15 protein-coding genes are annotated in these 14,703 nt (G+C 70.8%); 4 read left to right on the top strand and 11 right to left on the bottom strand.

Annotated elements, in window-relative coordinates; all coding sequences use genetic code 11:
• Window positions 1-2 precede the first annotated feature (2 nt).
• The 7 genes from kdpA to VGU03_RS06150 form a co-directional block, all read right to left on the bottom strand.
• Window positions 3-1,784: a potassium-transporting ATPase subunit KdpA gene (gene kdpA, locus VGU03_RS06180; RefSeq protein WP_327479424.1), complete on the bottom strand. Its 1,782-nt coding sequence runs from the start codon at window positions 1,782-1,784 to the stop codon at window positions 3-5.
• Window positions 1,781-1,873: a K(+)-transporting ATPase subunit F gene (gene kdpF / locus VGU03_RS06175; RefSeq protein ID WP_327479422.1), complete on the bottom strand. Its 93-nt coding sequence runs from the start codon at window positions 1,871-1,873 to the stop codon at window positions 1,781-1,783. Before kdpF ends, kdpA begins: the two co-directional genes overlap by 4 nt.
• Window positions 1,870-2,001: a hypothetical protein gene (locus tag VGU03_RS06170; RefSeq protein WP_327479420.1), complete on the bottom strand. Its 132-nt coding sequence runs from the start codon at window positions 1,999-2,001 to the stop codon at window positions 1,870-1,872. Before VGU03_RS06170 ends, kdpF begins: the two co-directional genes overlap by 4 nt.
• A 120-nt stretch (window positions 2,002-2,121) precedes the next feature.
• Complete coding sequence (locus VGU03_RS06165; RefSeq protein WP_327479419.1) at window positions 2,122-3,999, bottom strand: potassium transporter Kup; 1,878 nt, start codon at window positions 3,997-3,999, stop codon at window positions 2,122-2,124.
• Between the two features lie 225 nt (window positions 4,000-4,224).
• Window positions 4,225-6,294 carry a putative bifunctional diguanylate cyclase/phosphodiesterase gene (locus tag VGU03_RS06160; protein ID WP_327479418.1) on the bottom strand — a complete coding sequence of 690 codons (2,070 nt, stop codon included), beginning with the start codon at window positions 6,292-6,294 and terminating at the stop codon, window positions 4,225-4,227.
• 103 nt (window positions 6,295-6,397) lie between these two features.
• Window positions 6,398-7,273 (bottom strand): SDR family oxidoreductase, encoded by an 876-nt coding sequence (locus VGU03_RS06155; RefSeq protein ID WP_327479526.1) that lies wholly within the window; start codon window positions 7,271-7,273, stop codon window positions 6,398-6,400.
• 390 nt (window positions 7,274-7,663) lie between these two features.
• Window positions 7,664-8,071: a hypothetical protein gene (locus VGU03_RS06150; protein ID WP_327479416.1), complete on the bottom strand. Its 408-nt coding sequence runs from the start codon at window positions 8,069-8,071 to the stop codon at window positions 7,664-7,666.
• 164 nt (window positions 8,072-8,235) lie between these two features.
• Here VGU03_RS06150 and VGU03_RS06145 point away from each other — a divergent pair, with 164 nt between their 5' ends.
• Window positions 8,236-8,742, top strand: a complete 507-nt coding sequence (locus tag VGU03_RS06145) for a cupin domain-containing protein (RefSeq protein WP_327479414.1) — start codon at window positions 8,236-8,238, stop codon at window positions 8,740-8,742.
• 20 nt (window positions 8,743-8,762) lie between these two features.
• On the opposite strand, the gene VGU03_RS06140 is transcribed toward VGU03_RS06145, so the two are convergent.
• Complete coding sequence (locus VGU03_RS06140) at window positions 8,763-9,632, bottom strand: NAD(P)H-hydrate dehydratase (RefSeq protein ID WP_327479413.1); 870 nt, start codon at window positions 9,630-9,632, stop codon at window positions 8,763-8,765.
• Window positions 9,629-10,402 (bottom strand): histidine phosphatase family protein, encoded by a 774-nt coding sequence (locus VGU03_RS06135; protein WP_327479411.1) that lies wholly within the window; start codon window positions 10,400-10,402, stop codon window positions 9,629-9,631. The genes VGU03_RS06140 and VGU03_RS06135 overlap by 4 nt, the downstream gene beginning before the upstream one ends.
• Before the next feature lie 306 nt (window positions 10,403-10,708).
• On the opposite strand from VGU03_RS06135, the gene VGU03_RS06130 reads away from it, so the two are divergent.
• Window positions 10,709-10,897: a hypothetical protein gene (locus VGU03_RS06130; protein ID WP_327479409.1), complete on the top strand. Its 189-nt coding sequence runs from the start codon at window positions 10,709-10,711 to the stop codon at window positions 10,895-10,897.
• 21 nt (window positions 10,898-10,918) lie between these two features.
• Here the strand turns inward: VGU03_RS06130 and VGU03_RS06125 are convergent, their stop codons facing one another.
• Both VGU03_RS06125 and VGU03_RS06120 read right to left on the bottom strand, forming a co-directional pair.
• Entirely contained in the window at window positions 10,919-11,650 is a 732-nt protein-coding gene (locus VGU03_RS06125; protein WP_327479407.1) for a hypothetical protein, read from the bottom strand.
• Window positions 11,647-12,138, bottom strand: coding sequence for an RNA polymerase sigma factor (locus VGU03_RS06120; protein WP_327479405.1), 492 nt, complete (start codon window positions 12,136-12,138; stop codon window positions 11,647-11,649). Before VGU03_RS06120 ends, VGU03_RS06125 begins: the two co-directional genes overlap by 4 nt.
• A 142-nt stretch (window positions 12,139-12,280) precedes the next feature.
• Between VGU03_RS06120 and VGU03_RS06115 the strand changes: the two genes are divergently transcribed.
• Both VGU03_RS06115 and VGU03_RS06110 read left to right on the top strand, forming a co-directional pair.
• The gene (locus tag VGU03_RS06115; RefSeq protein ID WP_327479403.1) at window positions 12,281-13,495 is read left to right on the top strand and encodes a S8 family serine peptidase; all 1,215 of its coding nucleotides are present in this window, start codon (window positions 12,281-12,283) and stop codon (window positions 13,493-13,495) included.
• A gap of 105 nt (window positions 13,496-13,600) precedes the next feature.
• A complete protein-coding gene (locus VGU03_RS06110) occupies window positions 13,601-14,623 on the top strand; it encodes a hypothetical protein (protein ID WP_327479401.1) in 1,023 nt (340 codons plus the stop codon).
• Window positions 14,624-14,703 lie beyond the last annotated feature (80 nt).

Here is a 14,703-nt window from a genome sequence, read left to right as displayed (position 1 = left end):
GCTCAGGGTCCCCCGGAGGTCATCAGGCCGGATATCGTCGGGCTGGACGTCATCAGGTATTCCGCGATCGGCCCCAGCGCCAGCGCGGGCAGGAAGGTCAGCGCGCCGACCACGATCACCACGCAGGCCAGCAGGCCGATGAACAGCGGCGTATGGGTGGGCAAGGTGCCGGCCGAGGGCGGTACGTGGCGCTTGGCGGCCAGCGAGCCTGCCATCGCCAGCATCGCGATGGCCAGCGGGAAGCGCGCCAGGAACATGCAAACCGCCAGCAGCACATTCCAGAACGGCGTGTCGGCGGACAGTCCGGCGAAGGCGCTGCCGTTGTTGTTCGCGGCGGAGCTGAGTGCGTAGAGGATCTCGCTGAAGCCATGCGGTCCCGGGTTGGCCACGCCGGCGACACCCGCCGGCGCCGTCACCGCAATCGCGGTGCCGACCACCGCCAACGCGCACGGCAGCAGCACGGCCAGGGCGGCCATCTTCATCTCGTAGGCCTGGATCTTCTTGCCCAGGTATTCGGGCGTGCGCCCGACCATCAGCCCGGCGATGAACACCGCCACCACGGCAAAGGCGAGCATGCCGTACAAGCCGCTGCCGACGCCGCCGAAGACCACCTCGCCAAGCTGCATGAGCCACATCGGCACCAGCCCGCCCAGCGGGGTGAAGGAGTCGTGCATGGCGTTGACCGCCCCGCAGGAGGCCGCCGTGGTGACGGTGGCGAACAGCCCTGACGAGGCGATGCCGAACCGCGTCTCCTTGCCTTCCATGTTGCCGCCCGCCTGCAGCGCCGAGGCCTGCGCGTCCACCGCCAGGCCGTGCAACGCCGGGTTGCCAGCCTGCTCGGCGGCGATCGTCGCAAGCGCCAGCGGCACGAAGATCAGCAGCATCGTGGCCAGGATCGCCCAGCCCTGGCGCCGGTCTCCCACCTGCTCGCCGAACATCAGGCACAGCCCGCCGGGGAGCAGGAAGATCGCCAGTACCTCGATGAAGTTGGACAGCGGCGTGGGATTTTCGAACGGATGCGCCGAGTTGGCATTGAAGAAGCCGCCGCCATTGGTGCCCAGCTGCTTGATGGCGACCTGGGAGGCGGCCGGCCCCATCGGCATCACCTGTACCCGATCCGCCGACTTGGGCTCGACGTGCTCGGTCGCCTGCACCGGCGGCACCGTGGCATACGGCCTGAAGTTCTGGACCACGCCTTGGGAAACCAGCACCAGTGCGATCACCAGGGCGAACGGCGTCAGCACGTACAGCGTGCCGCGCGTCAGATCGACCCAGAAGTTGCCCACGCCCCGTGCGCTGCCGCGGCTGAAGCCGCGCACGACGGCCACCAGCACGGCGATGCCGGTGGCCGCCGAAAGAAAGTTCTGCACGGCCAGGCCCAGCATCTGGGTCAGATAGCTCATCGTCGACTCGCCGGCGTAGGCCTGCCAATCGGTATTGGTGACGAAGCTCATCGCGGTGTTGATCGCCAGGTCCGGCGGCACCGCGCCGAGATGTCCCGGATTCAGCGGCAGCCACGCTTGCAGCCGCTCCAGCGCGTATAGCCACAACACGCCCAGCAGGTTGAACAGCAGCATGGCCGACGCGTAGCGTACCCAGCCCATGTCCTCGTCGGGATGGATTCCGCACAGGCGGTAGACCGCGCGTTCGACCGGTCCGCCGAAGCGGATGACGCGGTTGGGCCGGTCCGCGAACACGCATGCCAGGTAGCTGCCGACCGGCCGGACCAGCAGCAGCAACACGCCCACGAAGAGCGCCACCTGGAGCACGTCGTTGGTGGTCATTCGAACCACTCCGGCTTGAGCAGGGCCACGCACAGGTAGCCGGCGAGCGCTACCGCCACGACCAGGGCAAGGGCATGGATGAGGCTCATGGCACGCACTTTTCGCCAGGACCGCCGGAGCGGGGTTCCCGCTGGCGGCCTAGCCGGTCGCACAACCGCAGGAAGCCCGCGGTGATCAGGGCCAGCACAAGCGCCAGCAACAGATAGACGATGTCCACGCCAGGCTCCGTGTTCCGTACGGAGCGCACTCTAGGAATCGGCCCATAAAAAAGGGGCAAGGAATTTCCCCGCCCCCGTATAGAGCCCGTAAAAATTGCCGCGCGCGTGGAAAGCGGCGCCTAGATTTCCAGCTGCGCGCCGAGCTCGATCAGCCGGTTGCCGGGAATGCGGAAGAAAGCGGTGGCCGGCAACATGTTGCGCGCCATGAAGGCGAACAGCTTGTCGCGCCAGGCCGCCATGCCGGGCCGCTGCGCCGCGACGATGTTTTCGCGCGAGATGAAGAAGGTCGTGTCCATCATGTCGAACGAAGGGCCGCCGTGGCCGGCGCAATACGCCAAGGTGCGGGGCACGTCCGGGTCCTCGGCGAAACCGAAGCGGAACAGCAGCCGCCCGAAGCCGCCGTCCAGGGCGTGCCATTCGAAACGCTCCTCGGCATCGGCCACCGGCGTCTCCAGCGTCTCGACCGTCAGCAGCACGTTGCGCTCGTGCAGCACCTTGTTGTGCTTGAGGTTGTGCAGCAGCGCATGCGGCACCGCACCGGGGTTCGCGGTCAGGAACACCGCCGTGCCCTGCACGCGCACGGGCGGGTACTCGACCATGCTGCGGATGAACGGCGCGAGCGCCAGGCCGCCGTGCTTGAGCTCCAGCACCACCAGCTCGCGGCCGCGCCGCCAGGTGGTCATGGCCACGAAGATGCTCAGGCCCAGGACCAGTGGGAACCAGCCGCCGGATTCGATCTTGATGACGTTGGCGCTGAAGAAGCCCAGGTCCACCGTCAACAGGCCCAGCCCGGTGGCCAGCACGGCGGGCAGGCTCCAGCGCCACTGGTAGCGGGCCACGATCAGCGCCAGCAAGGTGGTGATCACCATCGTGCCGGTCACCGCGATGCCGTAGGCGGAGGCCAGGTTGTTGGACGAGCGGAAGCCGAGCACCGCCGCCAGGATCAACACCAGCAGGACGCGGTTGATCCACGGCACGAAGATCTGCCCGGACATCTCGCGCGAGGTGTGCACCACCCGCATGCGCGGCACGTAGCCCAGTTGCATGGCCTCGCGCGTCATCGAGAAGGCGCCGGAGATCACCGCCTGCGAAGCGATGACGGTGGCCGCACAGGCCAGCGCGATCATCGGATAGAGCAGCAGCCGCGGCACCAGCAGGTAGAACGGGTTGGCCACGGCGGCCGGATCGCGCAGCACCAGCGCGCCCTGGCCGAAGTAGTTGAGCACCAGCGCCGGCAGCACGAAATTGAACCAGGCCAGCTGGATCGGCCGCTTGCCGAAATGGCCCATGTCCGCATACAGCGCCTCGGTGCCGGTGACCGCCAGCACCACGGCGCCCAGCGCGAAGAACGCCTGCGCGTGGTTGTGCAGGAAGAAGCCGATCCCGTAGGTGGGGCTGAGCGCCGCCAGCACCGCCGGGTCGCGCACGATCCCGTGGATGCCCAGCGCGGCGATGGCGATGAACCACAGCCCGCAAACCGGCCCGAACAGCGCGCCGATGCGGTCGGTGCCGCGCTTCTGCAGCCAGAACAGCGCCAGGATCACCACCACGGTGATCGGCACCACCCAGGGTTCCAGGCGCGGCGCGGCCACTTCCATGCCTTCCACCGCCGACAGTACTGAGATCGCCGGGGTGATCACGCCGTCGCCGTAGAACAGCGCCGCGCCGAAGATCGCCAGCAGCGCGATCACCAGGCGCAGGCGCGGGATCGAACGCACGCTGCGCTGGGCCAGCGCCATCAGCGCCATGATGCCGCCCTCGCCCCGGTTGTCCGCACGCATGATGAACAGCACGTACTTCACCGACACCACGATGATCAGCGACCAGAAGATCAGGCTCAGCGCGCCCAGCACGTTCGCCGGGTCCGGCGCCACGCCGTGCTCGCCGAAGACCTCCTTGAGCGTGTAGAGCGGACTGGTGCCGATGTCGCCGTACACCACGCCCACGGCGCCCAGCGCCAGTGCCGCCAGCCGCGACTTGGAATCGGAAGTGGCCATGGCGGCTCAGCAGCGGCGGCGCAAGGCCGACGGCATGCCGGCCGGACGCGCGGCGGCGGAAAGATAAACCCGGGGATGGTTGTGCACGGAGATGGCAGGCATGGAAACGAAGACGCTCATTTTAGTTGCGCGGATGGCACGCGTGTCGCCGCGGCGCGGACGGCAGCGTAAATTCTACGTAAAAACTTCGTGCGCTCCAGCTGGCGGCCATGGGCTGCCCCACGGCTAGGCCGCCGCCCCGGCCAGGCAATGCCGCTCGAACTCCACCGCAGGCATTGGCCGCGCCAGCAAGTAGCCCTGCACCTGGTCGCAGCCGAGCTCGCGCAGCACGTGCGCCTGTCCGGCGGTTTCCACGCCCTCGGCCACCACTTCCATGCCCAGCGTGTGGGCAAGTTCGATGATGGCGGCAATGATGGCGCGCGGTTCGTGGCCGCCCTCGTCCAGCGCCTGCACGAAGAACTGGTCGATCTTCAGTTGGCGCACCTGGAACTTCTGCAGGTAGGCCAGGCTGGAATAGCCGGTGCCGAAATCGTCGATGGCGAACTCGAACCCGTGCGCGCGGAAGTCGCGCAGGATCGCGGTGGTGCGCTCCGCATCGCGCATGGCCATGCTTTCGGTCACCTCGAACATGATCTGCGAGGTGTTCAGGCCGGCTGCGCCGACGATGCCCGCGGCCACGTCCACCAAACCCGTCTGCTGGATCTGCAGCGGCGAAAGGTTGATGGCGATGCGCACGGTGGACAGCCCGCGATCGCGCCATTCGCGCAGCTGGCGGCAGGCCTCGCGGATCACCCATTCGCCCAGCCGCGCGATCTGCCCGCTGCGCTCGGCGACAGTAATGAACTCCAGCGGCGGTACCGCACCCAACTCGGGATGGCACCAGCGCAGCAGGGCCTCCGCGCCGACCAGCGCGCCGGTGTTGCCGCAATGTTTGGGCTGGAAGTGCAGCGACAGGCTGCCGTCCTCCACCGCCGTCTGCAGGCCGCGCTGGATGGTCAGTACGCGCACCGCCCGCTCGCGCATCGAGGCGTCATAGCAACGGTAGCCGTTGCGGCCGCCGTCCTTGGCTTCGTACATCGCCGCGTCCGCGTGTGCGATCAGGTCCTCCACGCTTTCGCCGTCGCGCGGGTGGAACGCCACGCCGATGCTGGGCGTCACGCGCAGCTCGATGCCGCGCACGGCGAAGCTTTCCTGCATCAGTCCGATCAGTTGCCGGGCGATGCGCAGTGCCGAGTCCGGACTGCGCATGTGCTGGAGCACCGCCACGAACTCGTCGCCGCCCATGCGGGCCAGGCTGTCGATGTGCAGCACGCCGGCGAGCCGTTCGGCCACCCCGCGCAACAGTTCGTCGCCGAAGGAGTGGCCCAGCGTGTCGTTGATGGTCTTGAAGCCGTCCAGATCGATGTACAGCACCGCCAGGTGCCCGTGGCCGGCGCGCGCACGCGCCAGCGCGCGCTCCATGCGTTCGGCCAGCAGATGCCGATTGGGCAGGCCGGTCAACGGGTCATGCGTGGCCAGATGGTGCAGCTGGTTGTTGAGTTGGTCCAGGGAGCCGGACAGGCGCTGGGTGCGCACGTACAACCGCACCACCAGCTCGGACAGCGCCAGCCCCGCGCCCATCGACAGCACCGCGGCCAGGCTGACTACGCTGCCCAGCCAGAGCGCTCCCGGCGAGGTCTCTGCCGGCAGTACGGTGCCGCTGCCGTGCGACAACCGCGTGGAAAGTTCCAGCAACACGCAGATGAGCGCGCCCATCGCAACCGACAGCGACGCCCGCAGGCCCCACCGTCGCCTGGCGCGCGAGCGGAACGCGTGCATCAGGCGCAGGCCGCTGGCCACCCCGAAGGTGCACAGCAAGACCCACCATAGCCACACCTTCGGCTGGTAGCGGGTGCCGCCGGCGACGTGCATCGCGCCTTCGCTGAACATGTGGATGAAGGCCACGCCGACGCCCAGCGCCAGCGAGCCTGCCAACCAGCGCAAGCGTCCCAGCGACGGGCAATCGGCCACCCACAGCAGGCCCAGCCCCACCGCCAGGGCGGCCAGCCCCGAGGCGACGCTCAGCACCGGATCGAATGCGCCCGCTTCCTGCGGCAGCCACGCGAGCATGCCGACGAAGTGCACCGACCAAAGACCCACACCGATCATCCAGCCGCCGACGCCGTACCAGATCCAGCGATGCACGGCCAGACGCGATGCCGCGATGCGGCCGGTGGCGTCGATCGCCTGGTACGCGATCAGGCTCCCGATCACCAGCGAGAACAGTTCCAGGCTGAGGCGGTAGCTGCCGACCATGAGTTATCCGCAGCCGCCCCCCATGACGGCCATCCTGGGCGCTATCGGCCGCGGCTGGTCGTCCTTTAGGTGCTGTGCACGCATGGCAGAGGACGCGGCCCGCTCAGGGCTCGCCCTTGCCGCCGGAGGCTCCGAACACCTGTCCGGTCACGTAGCTGGCCTCGCTGGAGGCGAGGTCGACGTAGACATGGGCGATTTCCGCCGGCTGCCCGGGGCGCTCCATCGGGGTGTTGGCGCCGAATTGCTTCACCTTTTCCTCGGTCTGCCCGCCGCTGATCTGCAGCGGCGTCCAGAACGGCCCGGGCGCCACCGCATTGACGCGGATGCCCTTGCTGATCACCTGCTTGGCCAGGCTCTTGGTGAAGGCCACGATACCGGCCTTGGTGGTGGCGTAGTCGAGCAGGTTCTGGTCGGGGCTGTAGGCTTCCACCGAGGCAGTGTTGATGATCGCCGCGCCGGCCGGCATGTGCGCCAGCGCCGCCTTGGTGATCCAGAACATCGCATAGAGATTGGTCTTGAGCGTCCAGTCGAACAGCTCGGTCGTGAGCTCGTCGATCGAGTCGTGGCTCTGCTGGCGGCCGGCGTTGTTGACCAGCAGGTCCAGCCCGCCAAGGCCTGCGACCGCCTTGTCGACCAGCGAACGGCAGAAGCCCTCGTCGCGGATGTCCCCGGGCAGCGCCACGCCCTTGCGGCCGGCGGCACGGATCAGCTCGATCACTTCGCGCGCGTCCTCTTCCTCGGCGGGCAGGTAGTTGATCGCCACGTCGGCGCCTTCGCGCGCGAAGGCGATCGCTGCGGCGCGGCCGATGCCCGAATCGCCGCCGGTGATCAGCGCCTTGCGGCCGCTCAACCGCCCGTGGCCCTGGTAACTCTGCTCGCCGTGGTCGGGCTTCGGGTGCATGCGCATGGCCAAGCCCGGCCAGGGTTGCGGCTGCGCATCGAACGGGGGCTTCGGATAGCGTTTGGTCGGGTCGAACATGGGCGGCACGCCGCCCTTGGTCGCCGTGGCGCCGGCAGCCCTGGCCCAGGCCGGCGCCGCCAGCGTGGCGGCCAGGCCCACGGACGCGCCCTGCACCAGGCGGCGCCGCGAAGAGGAGAAATCGTCTTTGTGCATAACGGACCTCGCGCAAGCCGGGGCCAGCGGCGCACCGGCGACAAGTCGCCGGACTATGCAGCGCTGCGGGTGCATCTGGCGTGTGCGCGAAGGCAAGGGAACGCCATGGTCGTATCCAGCCGCCTCGCCCCTGCGAGAGAGAGGGAACTAAAGAACAGGGGAACCGCTACTCCGGCTCTGGCTTTCCCACCGCGGCGTCATCCGCGTGATGCCCGGTGTCGTCGGGTCGTTCGAAGCCGCAACGCGACGGAGCGGCTAACGCCCACCACCGGAGGGCGCACCCGGCGGCGGATCGAATCCACCGCCCTGCCCGTCCACGCCGTGGCCCTTGGCCGAACCCACGCCGCTTTCGCGATGCTTGCGCTCCTGGATGTGCTGCGCGCGGTCCAGGCCGACGCCGCCGGTCTGGTAGGTGGGGCCGTTCTCGGGCATCGGCAGAACGGCGTCCGGATCGTCCGGCTCGCCCAGCGCACCCTGCCCGCGCCGATCACTGAAGCCATGGTGCGGCCGCATCTGGCCGGTGCCGCTGGCGCCGCCCGTGCCGCCGGCCGGCTCGATCGCTTCGCGCTCCTCGCCCTCGAGCCCTGATTGCCCGGCCCGCTTGCCGATGGCGTCCTGGAGGTTGGCGTTGGTACGCCCGCGCGGATCGTCGATGCTGCCCATGGAATTCTCCCGTTCCGGTTGGCCGTGCTCGATCCTGCCGCAGCGAAGGTCAGCGGCGCGTGCAGCGGCGATTCGGGGCGCGTTAGAGGCGCGGCGATCAGCGCCTCGTACACATGGGGCGGCGCAAGCTCGGTCGGCGGTCGCCCATGACGGAGCCCGACACCATGCGAGTACAAGCCTTCCTGCTCTCACCCCACGACTGGGTTCCCAACCATCCCAGGCTGCCCGTGCTGCTCTATCGCCAGGCGCTTGCCGGCCGGAGCGGCGAAGACGCCACGGTGACTTTCGAGCTGTGCTTCCGCTCCAACGGCTGGCCGCCGCAGTGGCGCTCCGGCATCTACGATTTCCACCACTACCATTCCACCGCCCACGAGGTACTGGGCGTGGCAAGGGGAACGGCGCGCCTGATGCTGGGCGGGCCAGGCGGCCGCGAGGTCGAGGTCGAGGCCGGCGATGCGGTCTTGCTTCCGGCAGGCACCGGCCACCGCAGCCTGGAGTCGAGCAACGATTTCCTGGTGGTGGGCGCCTATCCGCCCGGACAGGAGTGGGACGTGTGCCGCGATGCGCCCGATGCGCAGATGCTCAAGCGCATCGTCCAGTTGCCCTTCCCGCACAGCGATCCGGTGGCCGGCGAACACGGCCCGCTGACCACGCGATGGAGCCCGCCCTAGCCGGCGCACGCGCGCAGGCACTAGCCGCGGATGCGGTCGAGGATGCCGGGCACCCCGTCGGCGATCTCGCGGGCGAGAAAACCCAGCGAGCCGACCGAACCCTCCAGCAGGCGGCCGGCCTGGGCGTGCGCGAACACGCCCCACAGCGCGGCCTGCAGGGCATCGGCGCAGCGCGCCGCGAGCCCGGCGATGAGACCGGCCAGCACGTCGCCGGAACCGGAAGTGCCCAGCCCGTGGCAGCCGCCCGGGTGGATCCACAGGCGTCCGTCCGGCGCGGCGACGAAGGTGGTCTCCCCCTTGAGCACCAGCACGCTGCGCGTACGCCGCGCGAAAGCCAGCGCCAGCTCGTGCGGCTCGCGCTGCACGCGGGCCTTTTCCATGCCCGACAGCTCGGCCATCTCGCCCACGTGGGGCGTGAGCACGAAGGGTGCGCCAGGACGCGCGCGCAGCTCGGGCACGAGCGCGCCGGCGTCGATCACCAGCGTGCACCGTGCGTGCCGGATGGCCCGCTGCACCAGCGAGGTGGTGGCCGGCGCCGGACGCATGCCCGATCCGATGAGCACCGCGTCGGCGCCTTGCAGCGCGTGGTCCAGGGCAGCGGTGCCGCGCACGATCTCGCCCTGCGCATCGGCAGGCAGGCCCAGCACCAGCGCCTCGGGCACCGCCAGGGCCAGGCCCTGCGCCACCGCCTGCACGGTGGCCAGCTGCAGCTTGCCGGCGCCGGCCCGCAAGGCCGCGACGCCGGCCAGCAGCAATGCGCCGGGCACCGTGCCGGACCCGCCGATGGCCAGCACGCGGCCGCGCTGCTCCTTGCCGCCCCCGGGCGCGGGCAGCGGCACACCGCGCAACAGCCGCGCGGTCAGGCGCTGCGGCGCGGGCGGGGCTTTCACCGCGCCCCCTTGGGCTGGTCCGACTCCAGCGTCACCGGCGAGCCGGCCTCCACCAGCGGCGCGACGAAGTTGGTGCGCTCCAGCAGCAGGCCGCAACCGTCGGGCGCCAGGCGGTACTCGGTGATGCCGCAGTTAGGCACGTCGCCCTCGCGGTCGATCGCAAGGATGGTGCCCTCGTCCATGCGCTCGAGCAGGTAGCGGAAGCAGTTGACGATCACCTGGTGGCCGACGATCACCACCCGCTCGCCCGCATGGTTGCGCTGCAGGTCGCCGAGCATGCTGCGCAGGCGCAGCACCACGTCGCACCAGCTCTCGCCGCCGGGTGGGCGGAAATAGAACTTGCCCACCAGCCGCCGCTGCTCGGCCAGCTCCGGAAACTTCTCGCGGATGCCGGCGCGCGTGTAGCGGTCGAGCACGCCGAACTCCTTCTCGCGCAGGCGCTCGTCCACCAGCACGTCGTCGTCGGTGCACCCCATCGCGGTGGCCACCGCGTAGCTGGTCTGGCGCGCCCGCTTGTAGGGCGAGGCGAGGAACGTGGTGGGCCGGCTCTCCTCCGGCAAAGCGCTCATCCAGGCGCCGAGCGCCTGCGATTGCTCCAGCCCCAGTGGCGACAGCGGCACGTCGGCATCGCGGTGCTCCAGCTCGATCAACGCCGCGCCGGAGGCCTCGGCATGATCGCGTGCCAGGTTTCCCGCGCTCTCGCCGTGGCGGATGATCCACAAGCGTTGTGGCCAGCCCACGTTGGCTTGCCTGATTGCCGCTTTCGCCACGAAAGCTCTCCTGCTTCGCAAGAAACGAGCTTTCGCACGCCTGGCGTGAATGACCGGTCGACCGGGCCGGGACGAGCGAAGCGGGTCCTGGAGGCCGACCTCCAACGCGCGCGCCTGAGCTTTTTGCTAGCGACTGCTAGACGGCGGCCTCACGGTCGCCAGGCCAACATCACCACCGGCGAAAGGCGACGCATCGCCGATCACTCGCCCCCGCGTGTCCTTCCCCATTCCGCGACCGACTGCAGACCGAGAACGCCCGCCATGCCAAACGCACTGAAACTGCGCTGCAACCAATTGGAGCGCTCCGTGCGCACTCTCCATGACGAATGCGAGCGCCTGATGCGCGAGAACGCGATGCTGCGCGAACGCGCGCAGGGCTACGGGAGCGGCCAGACGGCACAGCGCATCGATGACGAACTGGCCCGTATCGCTGCCGGCCCGGGGCACGACGCCGATCCGTACGTCATTCGCGCCTCGTCGGTCCGGATGTACTAGGACGCGAGCCCTTTCGCTCCGCTAGCGCCAGCCGGCATCACGCGCCGCGCGCTCCTGCCGCGCGTCGAAGACCTCGCCGCGCAGGCGCGCATCCACTGCGGCCTGCAGCTGCGGCGACAAACCGCTCGCGGCCTGGCGCAGCTCGCCACCCGGCGGCTGGGCGGCCGGGCCGAGCACCGGCAGCGACCAGCCCGCGTCACCGTGACAGGCGAGCCCGGCACGCGCTGGCCGGGTGCGCAGGACGAACGTGCGGCAGACGTGGCCATCGGCGCCGCGGAAGCTCAGGCCGATGGCGACCGTGGCGCGTGCGTCCGGCTCGCTCGCCAGCGCCTGGTCGAGCGCGCGGTCCAGTTCGCCGGCGGCGAACGCGCGGCCGTCCTGCATGCGCACCATCGCGCCGCCGGCCCGCCACCACCACAGGATCGCGGCGGCCAGCACCACCGAGGCGGCCAGCGCGACGCCGGCCGCGCGCCAGCGGTGTCCGCGCCGACGCGCCGCATCGGCGCGTTGCACGCCCGCGGAACGGGTGCGTGGCCTGGGCGGCTGCAACAGCGCCGACAGCCGCTCCGGCACCGGCTCGTCCAGCACCGGGTCGAACGCGGCGCGCAAACGCGCGCGCACGGCGCGCGCCTCGCGCACGCGGCGGGCCAGTGACTCGTCGTGCGCCAGCGCGGCGTCGATGCGCGCCGTCGTCGGCGCGTCGAGTTCGCCGTCCACGTAGGCCTGCAGGGTTTCCTCGTCGATCCGGTTCATGCTTCTTTTTCCAGATGGGCCTGCAAGGCGGCGCGGGCGCGCGCCAGGCGGCTGGTGACCGTGCCCACCGGCACCTCCAGCAAGGCCGCGGCCTCGCCGTAGGACATGCCCTCGACCAGCACCAGGGCCACCACTTCGCGCTGGTCGGGCGGCAGCGTGGCCAGGGCCATCGCCAGTTCCAACTGCTGCGCGGGCTGGGAGCCGGCGCCGTCGGCCACCCGCTCGCCTTCGTCCTCCGGCACGAACAGCTTCTGCGAACGGCTGCGCGCGCGTAGTTCGTCCCGCCAGGCGTTGCGCGCTATCGCGAACACCCATTTGTCCAGCGCGTCGCTCGGGCGCCACTGCGCGGCGCGGGCCAGCGCGCGTTCCAGCACCAGCTGCACCAGGTCGTCGGCGTCGGCGCCCTGGCCTGCCAGCGCGCGCGCCAGCCGGCGCAGGCGCGGCAGCAGCAGGATCAACCCTTCGCGCAAGGCGTCGCCCGAAGTCACGCATCACCTTCCATTACGTCCGAGGGAACCGATTCCTTCCCTCGCTCACGTCTGCGCGGTTCGAGGGCGTAAAGACCGGCAATGCTAGCATCCGGCCCCACCGTTCCCGGGGCCGCCCGTGCACACGTATCGCCGTTTCGTCATGCTCGTCCTGCTGCCGGCCATTGCGATGGGGGCGACGCACCCGCAGCCCGCGCAGGCGCAGGTGCGCGGCGTGCTGCGCGATCTGCCGGGCGCGCAGGGCATGCCGTTGCCCGGCGCACTTCCCGGACCCGGCCTGCAGGGCGTCGACGACTTGCTGCGCCATCCGCTGGCGGCCACACGGCGCCTGCAGATCGATACGCTGCTGCGCAAGCAATCCGGGCGGGTCGATGTCGATGCGCATGGCGCACCCGTGCTGCGCGGGGAGTTCCTCGCCATGGGCCTCTCCGGACCGCAGCTCGATGCGGTGCAGGCACAGGGCTTCACGGTGGCTCGCCAGACCTCGGCCGGCGCGATGCTCGGATTGGACCTGGTGGTGCTGCACGACACCCGCGAACGCGGCACGGCCAAGGCCATGCGCGCCCTGCAGCAGGCCGCGCCAGGCGCGACGTTCGCCTACCAGCACCTGTACCTGCCCGCGGGCACGGACGCGCCGGTGCAGGCGCCGCCTTCCCCGTCGCCCTATGGCAACGCGCCCCGGCGCATCGGTCTGGTCGACGCGGGCATCGACCCGGCCGATCCTGCCCTGATCCACGCGCGCATCGAACAGCATGGCTGCAAGACGGCGAACGTCTCGCCACACGGCACCGCGGTCGCCGCCCGCCTCGTCGCCGGCGACACGGACACGCTGTACGCCGCCGACCTGTGGTGCGGTGACGCGGTCGGCGGCGCCACCTCGAACCTGGTGGAGGCGTTGGCGTGGATGGCGCGCGAGCAGGTGCCGGTGATCAACATCAGCCTGGTCGGCCCGGACAACCCGGTGCTGGCGCGCGCGGTGCAGGCGATGCTCGCGCGGGGGCACGTGCTGGTCAGCGCGGTCGGCAATGACGGGCCCGCCGCGCCGCCGCTGTATCCGGCGGCCTACCCGGGCGTGATCGGGGTCGGCGGCGTCGACGCGCGCGGCCGCGTGCTGCCCGAATCCGCCGCCGGCGATCAGGTCGACTTCTGCGCGTCGGGCGTCATCGGCGAGGGCCGCAACGCGCTGCGCGGCACCTCGTTCGCCTCGCCGATCGTGGCGCGCATGGCCGCCCGGCTGCTCGATGCGCCCCACGCCGGCGCGGCCGCCGAGGCCCAACGGCAGTTGATCGGGCAAGCCCGCCATCGGGGCACGCCGGGCCGTGACCCCCGCTGCGGCTACGGCCTGCTGTCGCCCTGAAGCTGAACGAACGCCGAGGATCGGCGGACGCCAGGGAAGGATCTGCCCGCCGCGGTCGTACAGGACCCTGGAAGCCGCGGATCGGCCGCAGGCAGGAGGTCCACCATGCGCAACACGACCCTCAGCAACACGACCCTCAGCAGCTCGACCCTCAGCAGCAGGCCCCTCGTCACGGCCCTGGTCGCCGGGGTGTTCGCCCTCGCCGCGACGGCGTCGGCGCACGCCCAGGTGCTGGGCCGCGGCTCGCTCGCCGGCGGCCTCGCCGGCGGGCTGGGCGGCCAGGTCCGATCCACCATGGGCCAGATGGATGGCCAGATCGGCGGCTCCATGCACGGCACCGGCATGGGCGACATCGGCCCCGGCTTCGACCCGCGGGCCGCCGAGCGGCGCACGGAGCGCCTGCACAAGCGGGCCGCCGCCACGGCCGCTTCGGCGACCGGCGTCGCCGCGCACGCTACCCGCCCGCTCGATGACCAGACGGCCGCCCACGCCGCCGCCGGACTCGCCGGCGCCACCGGAGCCGATGCAGGCGACCAGGCCAAGTTGGATGGGGCGGCGGAACTCGCTTCGTCCGCGGCCGGCGCAGTGGATGCCTCAGGCGCGCGCCGGACGCTGACGGACACCGCAGGACAGGCAGCCGGCCAGGCGCGTTCGGCCGTCTCGACGGCCAAACGCGATGCTCATGGCGCCCTGGCCAGCGCGAGCGAAGGCGCCGGCAACGCCACCGCCGCAGCCAAGGGTTCGGCCGAACGTGCCGCCGATGCCGGCCTGGGCGCAGTTCGTCACGCCGCTGACGTTGGCGCGCAGCCGACCCGGACGGCCGGCGCGGATCTCGCGGGCGATGCATCCGGAACGGCATCGGCCGGTCGGCCGGCCAGCAAGCCCGGCTCGCTGCCGAAGCTCTCGGGCATGACGCGGGATGCGGGCGATATCCCGCTCGGCGCATCGGGGGCGGCCAACGGCGACGCGAACGCCCAGGCGGCCTCAGGCGGCTCGACCCGCTCGACCCGCGCCGGTGGTAACGCGGCTGCCCAGGCCAGCGCCCAGGGTTCGGGCCGCGACGGCCTCGCCACTTCGGCCCACGCCGGTGGCGAAGGCAACGCCAGCGTGAACGCGCGAGGTCATTGACCGCGGCTTGCGCAAGTCGTCGGCCGGATGCCAAGGACGGCGCCGGCCCCCGCGCGACGGTAAAAAGAAGGCCCCGCTGA

Origin of the sequence: Frateuria sp., assembly GCF_035944355.1 — a bacterium.
Lineage (GTDB): Bacteria > Pseudomonadota > Gammaproteobacteria > Xanthomonadales > Rhodanobacteraceae > Frateuria_A.
This window is presented reverse-complemented; position numbering and strand designations above follow the sequence as displayed.